This window comes from Jiangella endophytica, from assembly GCF_003427025.1.
In the GTDB taxonomy this organism is placed as follows: domain Bacteria; phylum Actinomycetota; class Actinomycetes; order Jiangellales; family Jiangellaceae; genus Jiangella; species Jiangella endophytica.
On sequence record NZ_QVAI01000001.1, the window covers coordinates 652,624 to 677,110 of the forward strand.

Below are 24,487 nucleotides of genomic sequence, written 5' to 3' on the forward strand. Positions count from 1 at the left end.
GCTGGACGAGCGCCTCCCCGGTGCTACATTGAGACAATTCTCTACTTCGTACGTGGAGGTGGGCAGATGCGAACCATCGTGACGGCCCTGGTGCTCTCCGTCGTCGCCACCGGCCTGGCCGGCTCGGTCCCCGCGAGTGGCGCCGCCACGGGGGCGGCGCCCGCCGCGGCCATCGACTGCGCCGTCAGCATGGCCTCCGTCGGCGACGACGGGCACTATCGCAGCATCGGGGTGAGCGTGAGCACCACCCGCCCGCCGACCGTCACCGACTTCGGTGCCGTCAGCGGGTTGACGTCGATCAGGTCGCTGTCGACCGGCAGCTTCGACGCCGACACCATGATCCCCGAGGACTGGTTCCAGGAGTCGACCCATCTCGGCACCGGCACCAACGTGGTCTTCCAGCTGACCGCCCGCGCCGACAACGACGGCCGGCGGGCCACCGCCGAGAACCTCGCGTCGCGGTGGAGCGGGTTCCGGCGCACGGTCATGGCCAGCTCACTGCTGCCCACCCGCTACCTCTACGCCCTGCACGACAACGGCTCGCTGTACCGCTACGTCATCACGTCCGGCACGGCGGGTCGCCCGGTCCTCACCGGCGCCGGCCGCGTCGCCGGCTTCGGCACCGTCCGCGACATGACGCTGATCGGCCGCACGCCGCAGTACGACGCGCTGCTCGCCAACACGACGACCGGCCGGCTGATCCTCATCAAGATCCCGACGACCGCCACCATGACGGCGACGACCACGACCATCCGCAGCCGCACCTGGCAGGCGTTCGATCATCTGGCGCTCGGCAACTGCGCGACCCCGAGCGGCGGTACCGTGACGACGCTGATCGGCGTGAACAGCGCCAGCGGCGAGGCGTACGCCTACCGCATGGGGTTCGTCACCAACTCCAGCACGCCGATCCAGGGCCTCGGCCGGCTGGCCGGGACCTGGCACTACCCGACGCTGGCCAGCGTCTTCGAGGCCACCAGCCACCCGCGCGGGGCGTGACCGCCGGCTGACGGACGTGCCGGCGCGGCCGGCCCCATCGACGGGCCGGCCGCGCCGCGCGACTCACATGTGCTCGACGGTGTCGCCGAGCGGGGTGATGCCGCGGGTGTCGAAGACCCGCTGCGCCGTCTTGGCGATGAGGTGGCCGTCGTACTCGGTGTGCGGCTGGAGGACGACGGTGAGGTCGGCCGAGGCCAGCGCAGCGTCGAGGTCGGTGACCGACTCGAGCACGCTGCCGTCGACCTTCCAGGTGGGCACCTTGGGGTCGTGGAAGACGACGTTGGCGCCGAGCGAGGCCAGCCGCTTCGCCAGCGGGACGGCGGGGGACTCGCGCTGGTCGGCGATGTCGGGCTTGTACGTGACGCCGAGCAGCAGGATGGTCGAGCCGTTGATGGCCTTGCCGTCGGTGTTGAGGATGTTCATGATGCGCTGGGTGACGTACGCCGGCATGGTGGCGTTGATCTCCTGCGCCAGCTCGACGAACCGGAACGGGTAGCCGAGCCGCACGCGCACGTTGTGGCTCAGGTAGTTCGGGTCGATCGGGATGCAGTGCCCGCCGACGCCAGGGCCCGGGTAGAACGCCTGGAAGCCGAACGGCTTGGTCTTGGCCAGCCGGATGACGTCCCAGAGGTCGATGCCGAGCTCGTGGCAGAACCGCGCCATCTCGTTGACCAGCGCGATGTTGACGTGCCGGTACGTGTTCTCGAGCAGCTTCGCGGTCTCGGCCTCGCGGGTGCCCTTGGCCTCGACGACGGTGTCGACGAAGCGGCGGTAGAACGTGGCCGCCCGCTCGGTGCAGGCGGGCGTCTGGCCGCCCACGACCTTGGGGGTGTTGCGCATGCCGAACTTCGGGTTGCCCGGGTCGATGCGCTCGGGCGAGAACGCGAGGTGGAAGTCGCGGCCGGCGACGAGGCCGGACGCCTCCTCCAGCATCGGCCGGACCACCTCGTCGGTGGTGCCCGGGTAGGTGGTGGACTCCAGCACCACCAGCATGCCGGCCGACAGATGCCGCCCGACAGTGCCGACCGCGGCCTTGACGGCGCCGAGGTCCGGTCCGCCCTCGTCGGACAGCGGCGTCGGCACGCAGATGACGATGGTGTCCGCGCCGCCGAGGTCGGCCTCGTCCGTCGTCGCCCGGAAGCCCGACGCCCGCATCTCCTCGATGTCGGCGTCGGAGAGGTCGTCGACATGCGACCGGCCCTCGTTCAGACCTTCGACGACGTTGGTGCTGACGTCGAAGCCCATGACCTGAAGGCCGGACCGGCTGGCCTCCTGAGCCAGCGGCAAGCCCACGTAACCCAGTCCAACCACTGCGACATCTGTCGACACTGCTTCGTTCCCGTCCATGTGGCGCTCGTGACCGGACGACTTTACAGCAGGTCTGTGTCGGCGCCGTCTCCCGCGGCCCGCACGGGCCGTCCGGAAGATGAGAACACTCTCATCGAACTCCCATCGAAACCCCGCCTGAACTGCGACGTTGCACTGATAGACATATCCGATGCCAGCCGCCTCCGACGCCCTCAGGTCCCTCGATTGGACCGCCGTGATCGAGCGGACGACCGACAGTCTGCCGTCCGCACGGGGCGTGGCGCGGCTGCGCCGCCGGCACTTCTTCCACGACAACCGCATCGCCTTCTCGGCCCAGCTCGACCCGGCGGCGCCGTTCCCGTCCAGCGGCGTCTTCGTCGATCAGCGGACGGGCGCCTCGGTGCTCGTCGCGGGTAGCCGGCCGCTGGTGCGATCGGCGGCCGCGGCGGACGTCGTCGTGGCCGGGGCGATGCGCACGGCCGAGCAGCTGCGGTTCCGGGCGTTCTACGTCACCGAGGTGCACCGGACCCTCGTCGTGCAGCAGCGGTCCGCGCCGGGCACGCCGACGCCGCTGGTCACGGGCAGCGCGCATCAGCGGACGGTGGCCGGGCGCACGCCGTTCGCCGTCCCGCGCGTGCTGGCGAGCGGCCTGGTCGGGCACGGGCTGCCCGGCGACGCCGTCGCCGACTGGCTGGTCGAGGAGGCCGTCGACGGCGCGGCGGTCCGCGCCGAGGACGCCGAGGACACCGCTCTCGAACTGCTCGCCCTGCTGGCCGAGACGTGGCAGCGGCTGGGCGTGACGCACGAGCCACTCGGCGCCGACCCGCGGGCCCGTGCGCTGGCCGCCTTCTCCGGGCTGACCGACGACCCGCCCCCCGGCAGCTGGCCCGGCGGGCTGGACCCGCAGGTCATGGCCCTGCGAGCCCGCTCCCTGCTCGACGACACCCGCCCGCTCACCGTCGGTCTCAGCCACGGCGACCCCGGCCTCGGCAACGTGCTGCGGGTCACCGACGGCCGGCTGGCCCTCGTCGACTGGGAGGACGCCGGCCACCGGCCGCTCGCCCACGACGTCCTCAAGGTCCTGATGTCCGCGCCCGACCCCCGTGCCCTGGCGGCGACGCTCGAGGCGCCCGCGTCGCTGCGGCCCGCCCTCGCCGCCGCGGGTGCCGTCCCGTGGCGGCTGCAGGTGGCCGTGGCGCTGCTGCTGTTCCTGAGCGGCTGGCGCAACCGCTACTTCCGCGCCGTCAGGCGGGGCAGCGTCAAGGCCGCCGACCGCCGCATGCACACGATGCTGGCCATGCTCGACGACCTGCTGCCCTGATCCGGTCGCCGTTTCGGGGGCCATCACCAGGTGTTCTGGTGCTTCATGCGGCTTGCATGCCTCGTGATGCGTGAGAACGCCTGGTGATGTGCACCGTTGGCTGGATGACTGGCGCACTGTTCGCTGTGGTGGCGCACCGTTGGCTGAATGACCGGCGCACCGCTCGCTGGGTGTCCGACCTGTGGCGCGTCCACGTGGTGAGATTTGCCGGTGTTTCGGGGGCCATCACCAGGCGTTCTGGTGCTTCATGCGGCTTGCATGCCTGGTGATGCGTGAGAACGCCTAGTGGACTACGCGTTCGTGGATGATCACCGTGGTGCGCGGGTGCCAACGGCCCACGAAGCGAGCCTGCCGGCGGCTGCAAAAGCTGGAGCTGTGCCCAGACTCGCCCCGTCCCCCTGATAGCTGCCGGTTCTCAGGCCGCGGTGCCGTGGGTCAAGCGGTCATCGCCGCGCGAAGCGCCGTTCAGTCCGCTTGAGGCACGGTGCCGCGGCTTGAAGAATGGGCAGCAGGGGGACGGCCCACGTGGCCATCCGGCGCACGGCCCGCCAGCCCACGGGACCATCAATGGGGGTCGTGCCCGTGTCACGACGACCGCGTCACGAGCCCCCAGCGTCAGGAGGCCGGGTCGAGCTTGGCGCGCGGTGAGCAGGCGACGGTGAAGCCGGAGCCGGTGCTGAGGTGGTAGCGCCACAGCGACTCCCCGTTGCCGCAGCGGCCGCGGTAGCCGAGGTCGGCGTCGCCGTCGCCGTCGACGTCGCCGACGGAGATGCCGAAATGGGCGGTCGAGCCGTCGGCCTCGGGCCAGAACGCGTCGCCCCAGGGGTGCACCGTGAAGCCGTCCTCACCGCTGACGTGCACCCGGAAGCACGGCTCGCCGGCGTCGCCGCAGCGGCCGCGGTAGGCGATGTCGTCGCGGCCGTCGCCGCTGAAGTCGGCCACGAGCAGCCCGTACGCGTCGCTGTCGGCGGTGAACGCCGCGCCGTCGCCCCAGGAACGGGCCTGGAAGGATTCGCCGTCGCTGCTCAGCAGCCGCCAACACAGCTCGCCGTCGTCGCCGCAGGTGCCGCGGTAGAGGAGGTCGTCGCGGGCGTCGCCGTCGAAGTCGCCGACCTGGATGCCGAACCGCGTGGTCTGGCTGGTCGTCCCGCCGAACCGGGCCCACGGACGCGGCGGCGCGAACCCGTCGTCGCCGGTCAGCGCCACCCGCCAGCAGGTGCCATGGTCGCGGCAGGCGCCGGCCCAGGCGAGGTCGTCGCGGCCGTCGCCGTCGAAGTCGCCGACCTGGACGCCGAGCTGGGCGGCCAGCTGGGCGCCGCCGACCTGTGCCGGCCATTCCTCGATCTGGACGCCGTTGCCGGCGCTCAGGTGCGCCCGCCAGTACGGATCCTCGCCGTCGTCGCGGACGAGTTGAACGAAGTCGGACCGCTCGTCGCCGTCGAAGTCGCCGCGCAGGACGCCGGCGAACGGCTCCTCCCACTCAGGCGCGGCGCCGCAGTCGCTGGTGCGGACGTCGCCCAGGTGCGAGATCAGCGCGGCGTCGCTGTTGCCCTGGACACAGAACTCGGCCGGACGGTCGGTGGAGACGGAGATCAGCCCGCCGTCGACGAACGTGTTGCCGCCGATGAACACGTCACTCTCCGGCGCCCCCTGCTGGCCGAGGATGTCCGCGTCGCGCCAGTAGGTCACGCCGCAGTAGTGCCGGCAGCCCGTCGCGCCGCGCATGTCGATGGTGTTGTCGCGCAGCGACACCCGGCGGAACACCTCGGCCATGTTGGTGCTGGCGTAGACGTAGCTGAGGATGCCCGACGAACGCAGCCGGTTGCCGACGACGAACGTGTCGGTCTGGTTGCGCAGCTTCATCGAGCCGCCGGCCGGCGACGCATCCCAGCCGTCGGCCCGGTTATCGACGATCGACAGCCGCCGGCTGCCCCACGCGTACAGGCCGTGGTCCTGGCAGAACTGGCAGCCGGCCGGCGCGCCGATGCCGGGCGTGCGCCGCCACACGTTGCCGTCGACGATGACCTCGTCGTTGCCCATGCCGGTCGCGAGGTCGTGGCCCCAGAAGTTGATCGCGGTGCGGAACCAGCCGTCCGGCACGGCCGGGTCGAGGTCGGCGGTGGTGCCGAACCAGGAGTCCTTGACGACGGTGAGGCGGGTGCTGTCGGCGACGACGCCGCGGCCGGGGTGCGCGCTGTCGCGGAGGAACTCACAGCCGTCCACGGTCACGCCGACGGTGTGGCGCAGCATCACGTACGCGACGCCCCACTCGCTGGCCGCCGGCCCGTTGCGGAACGTGCAGTCGCGCAGCGTCACGTCGGTGACGGTGTCGTGGTCGTCCGTGCCGTTCAGCTCGAGGCGGACGTCGTCGAACTCCAGCCCGCTGATGGTGACGTCGTGCAGTTCGTCGTGGTCGAGGGTGACGCCGTCGTCGCCGAAGCCGCGCAGCACGACCCTGGCGCCTTCGGCGGCGGTGTAGTTGCGCTCGGACCGGAACCGGATCGGCCGGTCCAGCTCGTACACGCCGGCGGGGAAGACGACGGTCTGGCCGGGGTCGGCCGCGTCGATGGCGGCCTGGACGGCGGCCGCGTCGCCCCGGCCGGACGCGAGGAAGACCCCGACGTCGACGGTCTTGGACGGGGGTCGCCGCACGTCGCGGGCCGCGTCGGGGTCGCCGCCGAGCCAGCCGGGCGCCCACGCGGTGAGGAGCGCCGCCGCCAGCACAGTCGCCAGAATGACGCCGACCGCACGCCGCAAGTCCTCGAACCCCTCCCGCCTCGCCCCACCGGTCGAGTTCGAGTATCCCCCGGCCGGCGGGCGATCAACCGCCCATCAGCGGTTCTTCAGCGGCTCCCACCACAGCCGCTGGTCGCGGTACCAGGCGACGGTCCCGGCCAGGCCGGCGGCGAAGTCCTGCCGCGGCACGTACCCCAGCTCGGCGCGGATCTTGCTGTCGTCGACGGAGTAGCGGCGGTCGTGGGCGAGGCGGTCCTCGACGTGGTCGACGCGGCTCCAGTCGGCGCCGCACGCCTCCAGCAGCAGGCCGGTGAGCTCCTTGTTGGTCAGCTCGCGGCCGCCGCCGATGTTGTAGATCTCACCGGACCGGCCGGCCGAGCGGACCAGCTCGATGCCCTGGCAGTGGTCGTCGACGTGCAGCCAGTCGCGCACATTGAGGCCGTCGCCGTACAGCGGCACGTTGCGGCCGTCGAGAAGGTTCGTGACGAACAGCGGGATGACCTTCTCGGGGTACTGGTACGGACCGTAGTTGTTCGAGCAGCGCGTGACCGACACCGGGACGCCGTGGGTGCGGTGGTAGGCCAGCGCGACGAGGTCGCTGCTGGCCTTGCTGGCGCTGTACGGCGAGTTGGGCGCCAGCAGGTGGTCCTCGGTCCACGAACCGGACTCGATGGAGCCGTACACCTCGTCGGTCGAGACGTGCACGAACCGCTCGACGCCGTGCCGGCGGGCCGCGTCGAGCAGCGTCTGAGTGCCGACGACGTTGGTCTGGACGAACGCGGCCGCGCCCTGGATGGAGCGGTCGACGTGGCTCTCGGCGGCGAAGTGCACGACCTGGTCGGCCTCGGCCAGCAGCTCGTCGACCAGGCCGGTGTCGAGGATGTCGCCCTTGACGAAGGAGAACCGCGGGTGGTCGGCGACCGGCTCGAGGTTGGCCGGGTTGCCGGCGTAGGTGAGCTTGTCGAGCACGACGACGTCGGCGCCGTCGAGGCCGGCGTACGCACCGGACAGCGCCTGGCGGACGTAGTGCGAGCCGATGAAGCCGGCCCCTCCGGTGATCAACAGCCGCATCTCGTCCCCTCCTGGAGCGGTCGCTTTCGCGGGCTATCGTAGGCGCTCATGCGAGGAATCATCCTGGCGGGCGGCTCGGGAACTCGGCTGCATCCGCTCACGGTGGCGGTGAGCAAGCAGATGCTGCCGGTCTACGACAAACCGATGATCTACTACCCGCTGACGACACTGATGCTGGCCGGCATCCGCGACATTCTCGTCATCACCACGCCGCACGACGCCGCGCAGTTCCGGTCGCTGCTGGGCGACGGCTCCGACCTGGGGTTGTCCATCTCCTACGCCCAGCAGCCGAGCCCCGACGGGCTGGCCCAGGCGTTCGTCATCGGCGCCGAGTTCGTCGGCTCCGAGCACGTCGCGCTGGTCCTCGGCGACAACATCTTCTACGGCGCCGGCCTCGGCACCCAGCTGCGGAAGTACGACGAGGTCGACGGGGGGCTGGTTTTCGCCTACCACGTCGCCGACCCCACCGCCTACGGTGTCGTCGAGTTCGACTCCGACGGCCGCGCCGTCAGTCTCGAGGAGAAACCGGCCCGGCCGCGCAGCAACTTCGCCGTCCCGGGCCTGTACTTCTACGACAGCGACGTGGTCGAGATCGCCCGCGGGCTGCGGCCGTCGGCACGCGGCGAGCTGGAGATCACCGACGTCAACCGCACCTACCTCGACCGCGGCTCGCTGCACGTCGAGGTGCTGCCGCGCGGCACCGCCTGGCTCGACACCGGCACCTTCGACAACCTCATGGCGGCCGGCGAGTACGTCCGCGTCATCGAGGCGCGGCAGGGACAGAAGCTCGGCTGCCCCGAGGAGGTGGCCTGGCGCATGGGCTTCATCGACGACGACCAGCTGCGGGTCCGCGGCGAGGCGCTGGCGAAGTCCGGCTACGGCGACTACCTCGTGGGCCTGCTCGAGGGGGCGCCGGCGTGAGCGGGCCGAAGATCGAGCCGCTGTCGGTGCCCGGTTCGTGGGTCGTCACGCCGCCGCTGTTCGGTGACGACCGCGGTGTCTTCCTCGAGTCGTTCCGCGGCGACCTGCTCGCGCCGCACGTCGGCCACCGCCCGGACGTCGTCCAGACCAACCTGTCCGTCTCGGCCGCCGGCGTGCTGCGCGGTCTGCACTTCGCCGACGTCCCGCCCAGTCAGGCCAAGTACGTCACCTGCGTCAGCGGCGCCGTCCTCGACGTCGTCGTCGACATCCGGGCCGGCTCGCCGACGTTCGGCGCGTGGGACTCCGTGCTGCTCGACGACGCCGACCGGCGGGCCGTGTACGTGGCCGAAGGACTCGGACACGCGTTCCTGTCGCTGGCCGACGACTCCGCCGTCATGTACCTCTGCACGGCGCCGTACGCGCCCGGCCGCGAGCACGGCATCGACCCGCTCGATCCGGAGCTGGGCATCGACTGGCCGACGGTGGACCGCGACGGCCGGCCGATCACCCCGATCCTGTCCGAGAAGGACCGCTCGGCGCCGTCGCTGGCCGCCGCACGGGAGTCCGGACTGCTGCCGGACTACGCCGCGACACAGGAGTTCTACGCGTCGCTCGCGGCGCGATAGCGTCGGCCGGACACCCCCGCCGACAGGAGGACCCGGTGTCCGAGCCCGCTGCCCAGCCCCTGCTCGCCTCCGCGACCCGAGCCGCTCACGCGCTGCGCGACCTCGGTGATCCGCTGCCCGCCGAGGTCACCGGCCGGCTGGCCGAGCTGGCGGCCGACGTAGGCCCCGACGCCGAGGTCGTGCGCGAGGCCGAGGACCTGCTGCGGCCGTACGTGCTCGTCCAGGTGCGTCTCGACGAGCGCGCGGGGACGACGAGCACGCCCGGCGCCGCGTCGCCGCGGCTGGTCCAGCACGGCTGGCGCAGCTTCCTCGTCCGGGTCGCCAACCCGCACCGCATCGAGGCCCGGCTGGTCGGCATGACGCCCGGCGTGTTCGGGGTCATCGACCAGAAGAGCCACTCCGCCCGCACCGTGCTGCCCGACACCCTCGACAGCGTGCCGCGCATCGAGGGCTCCTGGCTGCAGACGCGGCTCGCGTCGCCGGGCGACCTGTCCGGCCTGGAGGTCGAGTACAAGGTCGTCAGCGTCTACAGCCGCGACGGCGGCCGCCGCTCCGGCGGTCTGACGTTCACCGCGGCCGTCGAGGAGCAGCCGGAGAGCCTCACGCGTCCGGCCGACCAGCTGGCCATGCGCCGCATGATGATGGGGACCGAGGAGTACGGCGCGACGTTCGAGTTCGACTGCGCGCCGGCGCGCGACGTCCGCATCGACGTCCGTGAGCCCGACGGCGGCAGCAGCGTCGCCGCCATCACGGTGCGCGACGCGCAGGGCCGGTCGTACCCGTCGACGGCGATGCGGCTGGCCCCGGACATGTTCTTCCACGAGCACGTCTACCGCGCCACCGGCGAGGTGATCCGGCTGCCGGAGGGCGGCTACGAGTTCGCCGCACGGCGCGGGCCGGAGTACCGCGAGACGCGGCGCGACGTCCGTGTCGGGCCTGGCACCGACGCCGTCGAGCTGCGGCTGGACCGCTGGGTCGATCCCGCCGGCCACGGCTACTACTCGGGCGACCCGCACATCCACGCGGGCGGCTGCTCGCACTACAACGTGCCCAGTGAGGGCGTGACACCGGAGACGATGATCCGGCACGTCCGCGGCGAAGGGCTGTGGCTGGGCAGCGTGCTGACCTGGGGACCCTGCTACTACCACCAGAAGCAGTTCTTCAGCGGCGAGTCGATCAGCCCGCCGGCGCTGCTGGAGAACCCGGCGATGCAGCGGGCGCAGGGCATGACCTGGGAGCCGCAGACCACCGACCGCGACGGCCAGAGCCTGCTGCGCTACGACGTCGAGGTGTCCGGCTTCCCGTCCAGTCACTCCGGGCACGTCATCCTGCTCGGGCTGACCGACCAGGACTACCCGGGCACCGAGCTGATCGAGGACTGGCCGTCCTGGAACCTGCCGATCATGCGCTGGGGCCAGTCGCAGAACGCGCTGACCGGCTACGCGCACTGCGGGCTCGGGCTGGCGGCCGGCACCGACGAGCTGCCGAACTACGTCGTGCCCGGGTTCCACTCGATCGGGTCCAACGAGATCATCGTCGACGTGCCGCTGGGCGTCGCCGACTTCCAGGCCGGCGCCGAGGTGGCGCCCGCGGCCGAGCTGAACATCTGGTACCACCTGCTCAACGTCGGTTTCCGCACGTTGATGCTGGGCGAGACCGACTACCCGTGCATCTACGACGAGGGCCCGGGCGTCGGGCGCACCTACGTCCGGCTGCCCGAGCCGCCGCAGGGCCCGCGGGCGCTGGAGACGTGGATCGCCGGGCTGAAGGACGGCGCGTCGTACTTCGGCGACGGCCGCAGCCACGTGTTCGACCTGGCCGTCGACGGCGATCTCGCCCGCGAGCACCGTCTGGCGGAGCCGGGCCCGGTGCGGGTGACGGCGACGGTCGCGGCCTGGCTGCCCGAGGAGCCGCCACCGCCGCCCGAGGCCGGCCGCCCGGCGTACAGCGCGCCGGTGGGCTGGCACCTGGAGCGGGCCCGCGTCGGCGAGAGCCGCGAGGTCCTGCTCGACCTGGTGGTCAACGGCGTCGCGGTGGCCTCACGCCGGCTGGTCGCCAACGGCACCGAGCACGCGGTGGGCTTCGACGTGACGCTGGAGCGCTCGTCGTGGGTGGCGCTGCGGATCCTGCACAGCGTGCACACCCAGCCGATCTTCGTCGAGGCCGGCGGCCGTCCGATCCGCGCCTCGAAGCGCAGTGCGCGGTGGCTGCACGACTCGGTCGACGCCTTGTGGGCGGCCAAGTCCGCGTTCATCCGCGAGAGTGAGCGGGCCGACGCCCGGGCGGCCTACGACGCCGCTCAGGCCGTGTATGTGACCCGCCAGGACGAGTGCGAGGCCGACTGATGAGCCACCCGGAGGCGAGCGGCTGCTGCGGCCCGGTCGACACCACGGCGCCGATCGCGGTCACCATCAACCCGGAGGCCCGGGTGCACGTCGCCCGCACCGCGACCCGGCTGGGTGCGCTCGCGCCCGGCGACTGGCACACGATCGACGTCACCATCGTCAACGACGGCTACGTCACCGGCCCGCTCACCATCGAGAGCGACCCGGTCCGCGGTGTCGAGCTGGACCTCCCGGTGCACCACCTCACCGGCGAACCGCGGCAGGACGGTGGCTTCCGGGTCCGCTTCGACGCCCCCGCCGCGGTCGACGTCACGCTGACGTTCCGTGCGCTGGGCGCCCTCGGCGGACTCGCGCAGCACAGCACGCTCAGTGTGCTGCTCCGCTCCGAACCGCGAGGCAACCCGTCCCTGCCCGTCGTGCGTCTTCTCGCTGAGGGAGCCTCGGGCGACGGGGCTCGCTGACGGGCCGGGGGGCCTTGTGACGCCCGAGAAACCGGGGCGAAACGGGACGAGCTGGAACGGCCCGTAGCGTCCGCCGCCTGAGCGCGGCGGACAGCACGGGAAGGTGGCCGGCCTTGGGCACAGTCAGTGGAATCAAGAGGCTGCCTCGGCGGGTGCGCTCGGGCCTGATCAGGCGCCGTGTGGCCCTGGGTGCCGGTGTCCGGGCCTATCGCCGCCGGGCCGGTCAGCCGCTGGGTCCGTGGCCGCCGCGGCGGCCGGCCCGGGTCGAGCCGGTCGGGGAGCTGCTCGCCTGGAACGTGCTCGATCGGGAGTTCTACGCCGCCCAGACCGGCAAGGAGTTCGCCGACGACACCGTCGCCGCCCGTCACTACCTGCGTTGGGGACTGCAGCGCGGGCTCTCGCCGCATCCGCTGTACGAGCCGGAGTTCCACGACCCGAAGTACCGGGCGCGCAAGAACGTCGACCCGCTGCTCCGTGCCCGCCGCGTGACCAGGGGCGCGCTGGGGCCGCTGTTCGACGTCGCGACCTATCTCGAGCGGCACCCCGAGGCGGCCGAGCACCCGGGGGGCGCGCTCGGCCACTTCCTCTCCTGGGCCGGGCCGCAGACGCCGGTGCCGGTGCGGCCGGACCACGTCGGCGCGGTGCCGGCGCTGGGCGTCGTCCGGGAGCGGGCGACCGCGGCCGCCCGGCGCTGGCGCGAGCAGCACGCCGTCGGCCACGGCACCCGGCTCAGCGAGGACATCGACGCGGCGGCCGAGCGCGAGTGGATCGCCCGGGTGTCCCGGCTGCCGCTACCCGCGGCGGGAGACGGGCCGCTGGTCAGCGTCGTCATCGCGGTCCGGAACCGACCGGCGCAGATCCGCGCGGCGGTCGCGTCGGTGCTCGGCCAGAGTCTGCGCGACCTGGAGCTGATCGTCGTCGACGACGGGTCGTCCGACGCGACGCCGGACGTGCTGCGCGACCTGGCCCGTCGCGACTACCGGCTGCGCGTGCTGGACGGGCCGTGGCGCGGGGTGTGCGCCGCCCGCAACACCGGGATCGCCGCGGCCCGCGGCCGCTACGTCGCCTTCCTCGACTCCGACGACGTGTACCGCCCGCGGTTCCTGGAACTGGCGGTCAAGGCGATGGCCGGCGACGGTCTGCGCGCCGCGCACGCCGTGCTCGACCACGGCCCGGACGCGCCGCTTCGCTACCTGGCCTTCGACGGCGCCCACGAGCACCTGCTGGTCAAGAACCACGTGAACATGATCTCGCTGATCGTGGAGCGGGCGGTCCTGACGGCGATCGGCGGGTTCGACGAGTCGCTGCGCCGCTGGGTCGACCACGACCTCGCCATCCGGATCGCCCGCGAGACGCCGCTGCGGCTGCTGCCCTTCGTCGGCGGCGCGGTCGGCCGTGCCGGATCGGGCACCGACCGCATCACCCTGACCGAGGCGCCCGGCTGGGAGTACGTCGTCCTGGCCAAGCATCACGTGGACTGGGCCGCCGTGGCGGCAGGGCTGTCCGGCCGCGTGCCTGGGCGTGTGTCGGTGCTGATCCCCACCTTCCAGGACTGGCGGATGACGACGGACGCGGTGGCGTCGGTGCTGGCGGCGGCGTCGGCCGACGGCGACGACGTCGAGGTGGTCGTGGTCGACAACGGGTCGCGGCGGGCGGTGTCGGCGATCCTGGCGGCCCGGTTCGCCGCGTCGCCCGAGGTGACGGTGGTGCGGGCGGTCCGCAACCTCAACTTCGCGCTCGGCTCGAACCTGGCGTTCGCGCACTCCACCGGCGCGGCCGTCGTCTTCCTCAACAACGACACCGTCGTGCGGCCCGGCTGGCTGCGGCCGCTCGTCGGCGCGCTGGACGACGACGCCGTCGCCGGGGCGCAGCCGTTGCTGGTGTATCCCGACGGGACTATCCAGTCGGCCGGCACCGTGTTCGCCGGTGGCGACAGCTTCCCGCACGCGTTCCTGGCCCACCACCCGATGGAGGACGCACAGGCCCTGGGGACGATGACCGGCTTCACGGCGGTCACCGCCGCCGTCCTGGCCATGCGGGCCGCCGACGTCGTCGCGCTGCGCGGCTTCGACCCGATGTTCATCAACGGCTGCGAGGACATCGACCTGTGCCTGCGTGCCGTCGCCGAACTGGGCGGCCGGTTCGCCGTCGTCACCGAGTCCGTCGTCGAGCACCACGAGAGCAAGACGCCGGGCCGGCTGGCCTTCGGCGGCGCGAACCGGCGGGAGTTCCTGGCGCGGTGGGCCGGCCGGCTGCCGGCGTCGGAGCTCGGCCGGTACGAGGACGCCGGCTTCGCCGTGGCGCACGTCCAGCCGGGCGTGATCGACCCCGCCGGGCTGCGGACGGCGCTGCCGGTCCTGGTCCGGACGGCGTCGGTGGCCGTCGCCGAACGGCCGCCCGCGCTGCGCTGGGCGGTCAAGATCGGCGCGCACGCCGGCCCTCGCGGCGACACCTGGGGCGACGTGCACTTCGCCCGCGACCTCGCGGCCGCGCTGCGCCGGCTCGGCCAGGAGGTCGTCGTCGACCGCCGGCTGGCCTTCGACCGTCCGACCGGCTACCTCGACGACGTCACACTCACGCTGCGCGGGCTGGAGACGTACGCGCCCGGGCCGGGGCGGACGAACCTGCTCTGGGTGATCAGCCATCCGGACGCCGTCACGGCGGACGAGGCGCGCCGCTACCACGCGGTGTTCGCGGCCTCGGCGCCGTGGGCGGCCTCCGTGTCGGACCAGTGGGGCCTGGACGTGCGGCCGCTGCTGCAGGCCACCGAACCGTCCCGGTTCCAGCCCGGCGCGTCGGCCGGTGGCGCGGCCGGGCCGGTGCTGTTCCTCGGATCCGGCCGGCGCGGCGACGTCCGGCCGATCGTCCGCGACGCCATCCAGGCCGGCGTCGACCTGCACGTCTACGGGCAGAACTGGCGTGACGAGATTCCGGCGCGGTACCTGCGCGGCGAGTACCTGGACAACGACGCGGCGGGGGCGGCGTACGAGCGGGCGCGGGTCGTCCTCAACGACCACTGGGCGGATATGCGGGAGCACGGCTTCGTGTCGAATCGGGTCTTCGACGCGGTGGCGGCGGGTGGGCGGGTGGTCAGCGACTCGATCGAGGGCCTGGCCGAGCTGTTCGGACCGGCCGTGCGGACGTACTCGTCGCCGGAGGAGCTGGCGGCGCTGTGCGCGCTGGAGCCGGACGAGTTCTGCCCGCCGGACGCACTCAAGCTGGTGTCCGAGGAGGTCCGGACGGTGCACTCGTTCGACGCCCGCGCGCGAGTGCTGCTGGACGCGGCCCTGGCGGCGCGCGCGCATGCCTCCTGAGCTGCCCCCTGGTCTCCGCACATCAGGGCCGGTGGGTGGGTCCTTCCTGGGGCCGGCTCGGGGTATCCGGATGACTGGCCGACCACCCGAAGTCAGGCGGATGCGCCCCACCCGGCCCAGGAGCACGTCACCCGCGTGGGCGCCGGATACAGCCGGAAGCTCGCCGTGATCCGGCTCCGACGCGGGTGAGGTGCGTCTCGCCCGGGTGACGTCGGTGAGCGCGTGCTCGCTTGCCGCATAGGCGACGGATCGCCGGGCGGTGCGTATGGGTGCTCATGGCAAAGCGCGCGACACACGATCGCTGAACTGCGGCGACTCGCCCCGCCGCGTGCCCATGACGGGGGTCAGTTCCGGGAGAGGACGGCGGGGGCGGCGGCTGCCAGGGCTTCGTCCCAGGGGCGCAGCGGCGGCAGGCCGGCCCGGGCCCAGCCGTCGTGGCCGAGGACGGAGTATGCGGGCCGCGGCGCCGGGCGCGGGAACTTGTCGGTCGTGGTGGGCCGGACCCGCTCGGGGTCGAGGCCCAGCTGCGTGAAGACCGCGCGGGCCAGACCGAACCACGTCGTCTCGCCGCCGTTCGTCGCGTGGTAGACGCCGGGCGGAGCGTCGGCGCGGACCAGCTCGACCAGCCGGGTCGCGACGTCGGCCGACCACGTGGGCTGGCCGCGCTGGTCGTCGACGACGTCGAGGGTCTCGCGGTCGGCCGAGAGCCGGGCCATCGTCCTGACGAAGTTGCCGCCGTGCTCGCCGTACAGCCACGCGGTGCGCACCACGTAGCCGGCGTCGGGCAGCGCCGCCAGCACCGCCCGCTCACCGGCGAGCTTGCCGCGTCCGTACGCCGACCGGGGCGCGGTGGGCGCGTCCTCGGGGTACGGCGTGGTGGCGGCGCCGTCGAACACGTAGTCGGTGGAGACGTGCACCAGCCGGGCGCCGTGCCGGGCGCACGCCGCGGCCAGGTGCGCCGGGCCCGTGCCGTTGACCGCCGTGGCCTGCGCCTCGGCCGTCTCGGCGCCGTCGACGTCGGTCCAGGCGGCCGTGTTGACGACGACGTCGTGCCCGCGGACGGCCTGGTCGACGGCCGCGGCGTCGGTGATGTCGAGCTGCGCGCGACCCAGCGCGGTGACCTCGGCGCCGTCCAGCACCGTCGCCACATCGCGGCCCAGCATGCCCGCCGCGCCCGTGATCAACCACCGCACTCCGGCACCTCCCAGCGTCGTCGAACGTCTAAGATACCGAGCGTCCGAACGCGTCCGATGCACTTGGGTCCGATGGCCTGGGGCACCAGGGTCATGATCGTTCCCGAGGAGTTCTTCGCATGAGACTGCCGGTCGGCAGAGTCCGTCGTCTGGTCAAGAAGGTGCTGCCGCAGGCGTACCTCGACGACGTCGCGCGGCGCCGCCGCATCGCGTCCGCCATCCGTGCCAGTGGGCTGTTCGACGCCGCCTGGTATCGCGAGCAGCTGGACGAGCCGATCCCGGCCGGCGTCGACCCCGTCGACCACTACGTCATGGTCGGGTCGGCCTCCGACGTCTCGCCCAACCCGTGCTTCGTCAGCGAGTGGTACCGCGACCACCCCAGGAGCCCGAAGAAGCTCGACGTCGCGCCGTTCATCCACTACGTCAACCGCGGCATCGGCCGCGGGCTGTCGCCGCACCCGCTGTTCGACCCCGAGTTCTACACCGAGCGGCACCCCGAGGCGACGTCGCATCGCGGCGGCCCGCTCGGCCACTACCTGGAGACCGGCTGGAAGTCCGGCGCGCAGCCCAGCGCCGCCTTCGACGTCGCCGTCTACACGGCGAACTTCGGCGACGTGCAGGGCCCGCCGCTGGCCGACTTCGCCCGGCGCACGCGCCGGCTCATGCAGGAGACCCGCGGCTGGGAGCACCTGCCGCGCACCGCCGACACCTTCGACCACGAGGCCTCCGAGGCGTTCAAGCGCCGCGTCGTCGCCGAGTACGCCCAGCGCGGCGAGGACGCGCCGCTGGTCACCGTCGTCATCCCGACGAAGGACCGGCGCGAGGGCGTGCTCGCCGCCATCGACTCCGTCGTCACGCAGACCTACCGCAACTGGCAGCTGATCGTCGTCGACGACGGCAGCACCGACGGCACCGCCGAGGCGATCGAGCCGCTGCTGGCCGACGAGCGCATCGAGCTGGTCCGCCGCGAGCGGGCCGGCGGCGTCTCCGCGGCCCGCAACGCCGGCCTGGCACAGGCCCGCGGCGAGTACGTCGCCTACCTCGACAGCGACAACCTCTGGACGCAGGACTTCCTCGAGGTCATGGTCGCGTTCGTCCGCACCCGGTCGCTCCGGTTCGGCTACGCCGTGTCCGAGCTGCTGGAGGAGAAGAAGAACGGCCGCCGGGGCTACCGGTCGCTGCCGTACAACCGCGCGGCGCTGGTGGAGCGCAACTTCATCGACTGCATCGTCGTCCTGCACGAGCGGTCGCTGCTCGACGAGGTCGGCGGGTTCGACGAGGACCTGCGCCGCAACGTCGACTGGGACCTGTTCATCCGGATGTCCGCGGTCACCGACTTCGAGCTGGCGCCGTTCATCGCGACCCGCTACGACGCGTGGGAGCAGCGCAGCGACCGCATCACCATCAACGAGCTGTTCGGCTACCGATTCGTCATCAGGGCCAAGCACCTGGTCGACTGGGCCGCCGTCGACGCCGGGCTGGCGCAGCGCCGGCCGGGCACCGTCTCCGTCGTCGTCCACGCCGGCGACGACGCGCAAGCCGTCACCGCCACCGTCGAGGGACTGCTCGCCGAGGCGGGCGACGACCTCGAGGTGATCGTCGTCGACGCCAAGGCGTCCGAGGCCGAGGCCATGCGGCTGCAGTTCCTGCCGATCCGGTTCCCGAACGTGCGGGTGCTGCGCCAGACCCAGCGGCTGTCGACCGAGCTGTCGCGGACCATCGGCGCCGCGCACTCCACCGGCGAGACCATCGTCTTCCTCCCGCCTGCGAGCTGGGTCGAGAACGGCTGGCTGGAGCCGCTGACCACCGCACTCGCCGACGGCGCCGCGGCCGCCCAGCCGCTGGTGCTGCTGCGCGACGGGACGGTGTGGTCGGCCGGCGTGGCGTTCGCCCGCAGTGCCCACCCGCACAACCTCTACCGGCGCTTCCCCGGCGACGCGCCCGAGGTCGTCGCGCCGTCGTCGCCGGCCGGGCTGTCGCCGGTCGCGCTCGCCGTCCGGGCCGCCGACTTCGCCGCCGTCCGTGGCTTCGACCCGCTGTTCGTCAACGACATCGACAACGCCGACCTCAGCCTGCGGCTGGCCCGCGAGACCGGCCGCCCGCTGCGCTACGTCCCGGCCAGCCTGGTCGCGCTCACCGAGGCGCCGGAGCGGCGCACCACGGCGTCGGCCACCACCACCGCGACGGACAACCAGGAGCTGTTCACCGTTCGCTGGAAGGAGACCGTCGCCCAGGACGACGTCACCGTGTGGGGCGAGCGCGGCTACTCCATCGTCGGCTACGACGGCGAGGCGCCGACCCACTGGGGCTTCGACCCGATCGTCGTGCGCGACCGTCCGGAGCGGCCGCTGCGCTGGGCGATCAAGATCGGCGCGCCCGACGTCACCCGGCGCACCAACTGGGGCGACTGGCACTACGCCATCGGCCTCAAGGAGGCACTCGAGCGGCTCGGCCACGAGGCCGTCATCGACGCCAAGCGGGCCTGGTACCGGCCCACCTCCCGGTTCGACGACGTCGCGCTCGTGCTGCGCGGGGTCAGCGTCTACACGGTCAATCCGCAGCAGATCAACCTGTCGTGGGTGATCAGCCACCCGGAGCGGGTCACCCGCCGCGAGCTGGCCTCCTTCGACGCCGTCTTCGCCGCCTCGACCGGCCTGGCCCGGCGGATGTCCACCGATCTCGGCGCGCCGGTGCGGCCGCTGCTGCAGGCCACCGACCAGTACCGCTTCCACCCCGTCCCCGCCGACCCCCGCCGCCGCCACGACGTGCTGTTCGTCGGCAACGCGCGCGGCATGCGAGCCTCGGTGGGTGCCGCACTGGAGGCCGGCATCGTCCCGTCGGTCTACGGCGTGCGCTGGCGCGGCCTGCTGCCCGACGGCGCCTGGCTGGGCGAGTACATCCCCAACGAAGACCTGCCCGCCGTCTACGCCGGCGCCGGCGTCGTCCTCAACGACCACTGGGACGACATGAAGGCCGAGGGCCTGATGTCCAACCGGCTGTTCGACCTCGCCGCCTGCGGCGCCCGCATCGTCACCGACGTCGTCCCCGGCCTCGACGAGGTCTTCGGCGACGTCGTCCTGACCTACTCGACGCCGCAGGAGCTGGCCGCCGCCGTCAACGCCCAACTGGCCGAGACGCCCGAGCGGGCAGCCGCGCGGGAGAAGCTCTCCGAGCTGGTCCGGCGCGAGCACTCCTTCGACGCCCGCGCCGAGGAACTGATCGAGACGGTGCGCAAGCTGCAGGTCGAGCGGGTCGCCGCCGGGCCGGCCTGACCCGTTCGCGTCGCTGCGCCGCTGCGTCGGTGGACGTCCACTGGGTGAGATCTCCCGGCGATCCGGGAGCCATACCTAGGACTGTGTTCGCTCTGCGAGGCATGCATGCCTGGTGGTGCGGGATGACGCCTGGTGGGGTAGCGGATCGTTGATGATCATCGCCGCCCACTTTCCGGCATACGGGGCACAACGGGAGCTAGGCGGGTGTGTGGCGGGTGTGGCGGGGAGTGAGGCGTGCCCAGATCCTCCCCGTCCCCCTGATAGCTGCCCGTTCTTGGCCGCGGGCGTGCGGGTCGAGCGGTCGTCGTCGGCGCGAAGCGCCCGTCAGTCCGCTTGAGGCGCACGGTCGCGGCAAGAGAATGGGCGGCAGGGGGACGGGGAGCCCGGGCCCGTCGTCGGGGAGGGCGGCGTGCGTCCGGAGGTCCGGCCGACGCCAGGGAGTCCGAGTGCGCCGTGCCGTGATCGCGGACGCTGTCGGTGCCCGCCCGTAGGGTGGAACTCTCACCCGGACGGGCGGGCCATGACCACGGGCGTCTGACGACGGCTGATCGCGACGGCCCCTTGGCGACGGCTGTCGGTCAGTCGGTGCGGGCGAAGTACGAGGCGTAGCCGGGGTCGACCCGGCCGGTGCCGCCGGCCTGCCGCCCACCCGCCCGCAACGCGGCGTCGGTCGCAGCGGCGTCGCGGACCACCCGCCACACCCCGAGGTCGTGGGTCGCGTACCCGTCGTCGCCGACGTCGACCAGCGTCAGAGGGTCGTCGAGGTCCGCCAGGCCCAGCGCCAGCGCATCGCCCGGCGAGGCGAGCACCGTCGCCGCGGTCAGCGAGTCCGCCGGTCGCTCCGTGGGCTCTCCCGGTGCCCGCACCGTGGTGTCCAGCGCCGGCAGGAACGTGCGCCGGACCCGCAGGCCGCTGACCGGCCGCTGGCCGTACCCGCGCCCGAGCACGAGGTCCTCGACGTACTCCGGCGCGTAGCTCAGACCGCTCGCCGGCAGCGTCACGAGGTCGGTCTCGCACGCCTCCACCGCACGCCGCCGCTCCGCCGCGCCCTCGGCGACCCGGACCGTCAGCGCGGGCCAGGTCTGCCGGCGCAGGTCGCGCAGCAGCACGGCGTCGCCAGGTGCGACCACGGCGGTGACCGACGGCGGCGAGGAGGCGACGCCGGCGGCCGCGGTGGCGGCGCGCAGGGCGGCTCGGCGGGCCGCGACGGACCAGCGCTCGCGCCGCACGGGGTCGGCCAAGGTCGACGGCGTCAGCCCGGCCACGAGGTCACCGAGCACCGTCCCGAGCAGCCGCCGGACCACCAGCGGCAGATCCGGCGCGTACACCGGGACGCCGCCGACCAGCAGTTGGCGCAGGAACCCGGCCAGCTCGACCGGGCCGGTCGCCGCGCCGAACGGCACCTGCACGCCGGCGTACGGGCGCACCTGCGCCAGGGCGGTGGTGCTGACGACCGCGGGCCGCCCGAGGTCGGTCAGCCGGGTGCGCCCCGCGTAGAGCCGCAGCGAGCCGGACGACGTGGTGCGCAGCTGCGCCAGCGGCCGGGGCGGCGCGCCGGGGCCGTCGTCGTCGAACGCGTCGAACCCGGCGGGGGAGACCAGCGTCGTGTTGACCGCGGGCAGCGGCGCCGTGACGACGGCGCTGGCAGCCGCCCGGAGCTCGGCCGGGTCGAGAGCGGCCAATCCGGTCCAGTTCGGGACAAACGCCTCGGAGATCGGTGCTGGTGGAAGGTCGGTTTTGGTCGGCATCACAGGGCCCGGTAGGTTCTCAGCGTGTCACCGCCCGGAGAGCGGCGACCCCACACTACCCGGCTGCAGCGGAGGAACGATGTCGCCCACGGTCCGGACGCCGGTCGCCGTGCCCCGTCAGGAGTGGACCACCGTCGAGGTGCCCGATCTCGGCGCCTGGACACCGGCTCTGACCGTGACGGTGGTGCTCCCGGCGAAGGACTGCCAGGGAGAGCTCGACCTCACGCTGGCCGCCCTCGCGGCGCAGACCTACCCGGCCGAGCTCCTGGACGTCATCGTCGTCGACGACGCGTCCGCCGAGCCGCTGCGGCTGCCCGCCGTGCATCCTGAGCGGGTCCGCGTACTCCGGCTGCCGCCCGGCGACGGGCACGGCTCCGGGCGGGCCCGGCACGCCGGCGCCGAGGCCGCCACCGGCGACATCGTGCTGTTCCTCGATGCCGACATCGTCGCCACCCGTACGCACGTCGAGGCGCACGCCCGCTGGCACCACACGCTGGCCGACGCCGTCGTGCTCGGGCACAAGATGTTCGTCGACTTCGACGACATCACCGCCGACGACGTTCTCGCCGCCACCCGCGACGACAGCTTCGACCAGTTGCTCGACGGCCGGAAGCAGAAGAAGCACACCTGGCACGAGGACTTCATCCGCGAGGCCGGCCGGCTCACCGCGTACGCCGACGACACCTTCATCGCGGTGGTCGGCGCCAGCGTGTCCGCGCCGCGGGCGCTGTACGCCGAGAGCGGCGGGTTCTCGACGTTCGGGCTGCGCGGCATCGTCGACACCGAGTTCGGCTACCGCATCTTCACCGCCGGCGCCGTGCTCGTCCCGGAGCCGGCCGCGCGCAGCTACCACCAGGGCGCCCGCAACTTCGCCACCCGCGGCGACGAGATCAAGCGCGAGCGGTCCGGCCTGGCCGCCAACCACCTGCCGATCCCGCTGTTCCGGCCGTCCGACGTCGGGCGCATGTGGCAGGTGCCGGTCGTGCACGCCGTCGTCGACGCCACCAGCGGGACGCCCGAGCAGGTCCAGGTCACCGTCGACAGCATCCTGGCCTCGGCCTACACCGACCTCGTCGTCACGGTGTCGCCGAGCAAGGAGCTGCCGCGCTGGATCGAGGACTACTTCGCCGCCGACGCCCGGGTGCGGTTCGCTCCCGAGCCCGTCCGCACCGGCTTCCCTGCGCCGTTCTCGCTGGTCGTCCCGGCCGGCGTGGCCATCGGGCGGCCGGCGGTCGGGACCCTGCTGGCGCTGTCGGCGTCGGAGCGGGTTGGGCTGGTGCGCACGACGGTGTCCGACGAGCCCGGCCCGCCGGTCGAGCTGTGGGCCACCCGCGCGCTGCACCGGGCCCGCCGGCACGCCGGGCCCGAGGGGCTCGACGAGACCGCGCGGCGGCTGTTCGGCGCCCACTGGGTCAGCGGCGCCGAGATCGGTGTGCAGCCCTCCGTCGTCGGCGTCACCAAGCAGGGCATGCTGGTCGAGGCGTCGGCGGCGGACTGATCAGAGCTCGCCGGCCCGGCGCAGCGCGTCGGCGAACACCTCGACCGGTTGCGCGCCGACCACCAGGTACCGCTCGCCGACCAGGAACGTCGGCACGCCGGTGACGCCCACCCGGCGGCCGAGGTCCTCGTCCGCCCGGACGTCGTCCGCATGCGCGTCGCTCGCCAGCAGGCGGCCGACGGCGTCGCCGTCCAGTCCCGCCTCGGCGCCGAGCCGGACCAGCTCGTCGCGGTCGGCGATGACGACGCCCTCCGCGGTGTACGCGCGTAGTCACCGAACCTGCACCCGTTCGGCGAGCCCCACGCTCGCGGCGTACCGGATCAGACGGTGCGCGTCGAAGCTGTTCACCGGACGAGCCCGGTCCAGAGCGACTGCCCCGGCCGCCGGGTCCTCGAACGGGTCACCAGCCGGTGGGGCATCCTCGTCCTCGCCGCGCAGCACGACGGGCCGCTGCGGTTCTATCAGCTGCGCGACCGCATCGGCGGCATCAGCGAGCGGATGCCCTCGCTCAAGCTGCGCGAGCTGAGTCCGCTCGGGCGCGAGCTGACCGTCCCGCTACAGGCGCTGCTGGACTGGATCGCGCTCCGCACCCTCGACGTCGTCGCGGCGCAGGAGGCGTACGACGCGGCGGGGCTAGCGCGTGACGGTGAAGAACCGGGTGCGGCCGACCATCTCGTCGTCGGCGAGACGGATCCCGTCGACGGTCTCGGCCAGCCAGTCGGCGGCGATGTCGGCCTCGTCCTGCCGCTGGGCGTCGTCGAGCGCGACGATGGCGCCGTCGTCCAGAGCGGCCGCCAGCAGCGGGAACGCGGGGAAACGCGACCGCGGCCCGACACTCCCGGGCGGCCCGTCGACGAACAGCAGGTCGATGCCGCGCAGCTCGTTCCACTGCGGCGCCGCGTACCAGTCGTGCTTCTCGCCGCCGACGGTGACCGGCTCGAGCGGCGCGTCCCGGACTTCGGCGATGTCGTCCAGCCCGTGCCGGGCCAGCGCCTCGCGGGTGCGCTCGGCGTAGAGCTCGTGGTGCTCCAGTGCGACGACGCGGCCCTTGCCCGCCCGCCGGCAGGCCAGCGCCAGCCAGACCGTCGAGCTGCCGCTGCCGCACTCCACGATGAGCGCGTCGGCCGGCAGCCGGCGCACCAGGGAGGCCAGCCGCAGCACCGTCCGCGGTGAGGCCGCGAAGCCGCCGAACGCCGGGACCTCGTCGTCGGCGCCGAGCATGGCGTACAGGTTGGCCAGTGCCGACAGTTCGGCCAGCTGCCGTTCGGTCAGCGTGGCGTGCAGGTCGGCGCGCAGCTCGTGGTGCAGCGCGACCAGCTCGTCGTGCCGTACGGCGGCGTCGAGGCGCTGCGCCCCGATGATCGCGGCGAGCGGCCCGCCGCTGGGGTCGTTCTGCCGCTCCGCGACCGCCTGGACCGACGTCCCGACGGCCTCGATCGCCTCGGTGAGCGACCTGACCTGTTTCTCGGTCCTGCGGGCGCGCTGCTCGGCCTCGCGGGCGCTCGCCCCGACGACGACCAGTCCGATCAGCGTCAGTCCCAGCAGCAGCGCCAGTGCCGCCTGCGCGAGCCCGCCGGTGGCGGCCATGACGACAGCCACGACGACGGCGGCGAAGGCGCCGAGCATGCCCAGCAGGGGCCAGCGGGAGCCGAGTAGCGCGCGTATCGCCCGTTGCAT

16 protein-coding genes and 1 pseudogene are annotated in these 24,487 nt (G+C 73.1%); 10 read left to right on the forward strand and 7 right to left on the reverse strand.

The genetic code is table 11. The annotated features are described in order from the left end of the window. Nucleotides 1-66: 66 nt before the first annotated feature. Nucleotides 67-996, forward strand: coding sequence for a hypothetical protein (locus DZA62_RS03015; RefSeq protein ID WP_116947260.1), 930 nt, complete (start codon nt 67-69; stop codon nt 994-996). 63 nt (nt 997-1,059) lie between these two features. Here DZA62_RS03015 and DZA62_RS03020 read toward each other — a convergent pair whose 3' ends face one another. Further along, complete coding sequence (locus DZA62_RS03020; protein ID WP_269813838.1) at nt 1,060-2,343, reverse strand: nucleotide sugar dehydrogenase; 1,284 nt, start codon at nt 2,341-2,343, stop codon at nt 1,060-1,062. Between the two features lie 196 nt (nt 2,344-2,539). Here DZA62_RS03020 and DZA62_RS03025 point away from each other — a divergent pair, with 196 nt between their 5' ends. Then, entirely contained in the window at nt 2,540-3,625 is a 1,086-nt protein-coding gene (locus DZA62_RS03025) for an aminoglycoside phosphotransferase family protein (protein WP_198663354.1), read from the forward strand. Between the two features lie 615 nt (nt 3,626-4,240). Here the strand turns inward: DZA62_RS03025 and DZA62_RS03030 are convergent. Both DZA62_RS03030 and rfbB read right to left on the reverse strand, forming a co-directional pair. Next, entirely contained in the window at nt 4,241-6,382 is a 2,142-nt protein-coding gene (locus DZA62_RS03030; RefSeq protein WP_157987429.1) for an FG-GAP repeat domain-containing protein, read from the reverse strand. Between the two features lie 75 nt (nt 6,383-6,457). Beyond that, a complete protein-coding gene (gene rfbB / locus DZA62_RS03035) occupies nt 6,458-7,432 on the reverse strand; it encodes a dTDP-glucose 4,6-dehydratase (RefSeq protein WP_116947264.1) in 975 nt (324 codons plus the stop codon). Between the two features lie 48 nt (nt 7,433-7,480). On the opposite strand from rfbB, the gene rfbA reads away from it, so the two are divergent. The 5 genes from rfbA to DZA62_RS03060 all read left to right on the forward strand — a co-directional run bounded on the left by rfbA (nt 7,481) and on the right by DZA62_RS03060 (nt 15,099). Beyond that, nucleotides 7,481-8,353 carry a glucose-1-phosphate thymidylyltransferase RfbA gene (gene rfbA / locus DZA62_RS03040; RefSeq protein ID WP_116947265.1) on the forward strand — a complete coding sequence of 291 codons (873 nt, stop codon included), beginning with the start codon at nt 7,481-7,483 and terminating at the stop codon, nt 8,351-8,353. Further along, a complete protein-coding gene (rfbC, locus tag DZA62_RS03045; RefSeq protein ID WP_116947266.1) occupies nt 8,350-8,979 on the forward strand; it encodes a dTDP-4-dehydrorhamnose 3,5-epimerase in 630 nt (209 codons plus the stop codon). Before rfbA ends, rfbC begins: the two co-directional genes overlap by 4 nt. 35 nt (nt 8,980-9,014) lie before the next feature. Next, on the forward strand, nt 9,015-11,324 hold the full coding sequence (locus DZA62_RS03050; protein WP_116947267.1) for a CehA/McbA family metallohydrolase: 2,310 nt from the start codon (nt 9,015-9,017) through the stop codon (nt 11,322-11,324). Then, nucleotides 11,324-11,785, forward strand: coding sequence for a hypothetical protein (locus DZA62_RS03055; protein WP_116947268.1), 462 nt, complete (start codon nt 11,324-11,326; stop codon nt 11,783-11,785). The genes DZA62_RS03050 and DZA62_RS03055 overlap by 1 nt, the downstream gene beginning before the upstream one ends. Before the next feature lie 179 nt (nt 11,786-11,964). Next, nucleotides 11,965-15,099, forward strand: a complete 3,135-nt coding sequence (locus DZA62_RS03060) for a glycosyltransferase (RefSeq protein WP_116947269.1) — start codon at nt 11,965-11,967, stop codon at nt 15,097-15,099. A 344-nt stretch (nt 15,100-15,443) separates the two neighbouring features. Here the strand turns inward: DZA62_RS03060 and rfbD are convergent, their stop codons facing one another. Continuing rightward, nucleotides 15,444-16,292: a dTDP-4-dehydrorhamnose reductase gene (gene rfbD / locus DZA62_RS03065; RefSeq protein WP_116947270.1), complete on the reverse strand. Its 849-nt coding sequence runs from the start codon at nt 16,290-16,292 to the stop codon at nt 15,444-15,446. A 119-nt stretch (nt 16,293-16,411) separates the two neighbouring features. Between rfbD and DZA62_RS03070 the strand changes: the two genes are divergently transcribed. Beyond that, on the forward strand, nt 16,412-19,564 hold the full coding sequence (locus DZA62_RS03070; RefSeq protein ID WP_116947271.1) for a glycosyltransferase: 3,153 nt from the start codon (nt 16,412-16,414) through the stop codon (nt 19,562-19,564). A gap of 578 nt (nt 19,565-20,142) precedes the next feature. Here the strand turns inward: DZA62_RS03070 and DZA62_RS03075 are convergent. Then, nucleotides 20,143-21,246: a hypothetical protein gene (locus DZA62_RS03075; RefSeq protein ID WP_116947272.1), complete on the reverse strand. Its 1,104-nt coding sequence runs from the start codon at nt 21,244-21,246 to the stop codon at nt 20,143-20,145. Between the two features lie 145 nt (nt 21,247-21,391). Between DZA62_RS03075 and DZA62_RS03080 the strand changes: the two genes are divergently transcribed. Beyond that, nucleotides 21,392-22,810: a glycosyltransferase gene (locus DZA62_RS03080; RefSeq protein WP_116947273.1), complete on the forward strand. Its 1,419-nt coding sequence runs from the start codon at nt 21,392-21,394 to the stop codon at nt 22,808-22,810. Here DZA62_RS03080 and DZA62_RS03085 read toward each other — a convergent pair whose 3' ends face one another. After that, nucleotides 22,811-23,050 (reverse strand): DsbA family oxidoreductase, encoded by a 240-nt coding sequence (locus DZA62_RS03085; protein ID WP_116947274.1) that lies wholly within the window; start codon nt 23,048-23,050, stop codon nt 22,811-22,813. A gap of 87 nt (nt 23,051-23,137) precedes the next feature. Here DZA62_RS03085 and DZA62_RS37395 point away from each other — a divergent pair. Further along, a pseudogene (locus DZA62_RS37395) lies at nt 23,138-23,326 on the forward strand (winged helix-turn-helix transcriptional regulator); the annotation flags it as partial. Between the two features lie 117 nt (nt 23,327-23,443). On the opposite strand, the gene DZA62_RS03095 reads toward DZA62_RS37395, so the two are convergent. Then, nucleotides 23,444-24,487: a class I SAM-dependent methyltransferase gene (locus tag DZA62_RS03095; protein ID WP_116947275.1), complete on the reverse strand. Its 1,044-nt coding sequence runs from the start codon at nt 24,485-24,487 to the stop codon at nt 23,444-23,446.

Bases quoted from the DNA above. Each gene is read 5' to 3' on its own strand.
- DZA62_RS03095 (WP_116947275.1), bottom strand. From the start codon at position 24,487: ATGCAACGGGCGATACGCGCGCTACTCGGCTCCCGCTGGCCCCTGCTG.
- DZA62_RS03070 (WP_116947271.1), top strand. From the start codon at position 16,412: ATGAGACTGCCGGTCGGCAGAGTCCGTCGTCTGGTCAAGAAGGTGCTG.
- DZA62_RS03015 (WP_116947260.1), top strand. From the start codon at position 67: ATGCGAACCATCGTGACGGCCCTGGTGCTCTCCGTCGTCGCCACCGGC.
- DZA62_RS03020 (WP_269813838.1), bottom strand. From the start codon at position 2,343: ATGGACGGGAACGAAGCAGTGTCGACAGATGTCGCAGTGGTTGGACTG.
- rfbA (WP_116947265.1), top strand. From the start codon at position 7,481: ATGCGAGGAATCATCCTGGCGGGCGGCTCGGGAACTCGGCTGCATCCG.
- rfbB (WP_116947264.1), bottom strand. From the start codon at position 7,432: ATGCGGCTGTTGATCACCGGAGGGGCCGGCTTCATCGGCTCGCACTAC.
- DZA62_RS03080 (WP_116947273.1), top strand. From the start codon at position 21,392: ATGTCGCCCACGGTCCGGACGCCGGTCGCCGTGCCCCGTCAGGAGTGG.
- DZA62_RS03055 (WP_116947268.1), top strand. From the start codon at position 11,324: ATGAGCCACCCGGAGGCGAGCGGCTGCTGCGGCCCGGTCGACACCACG.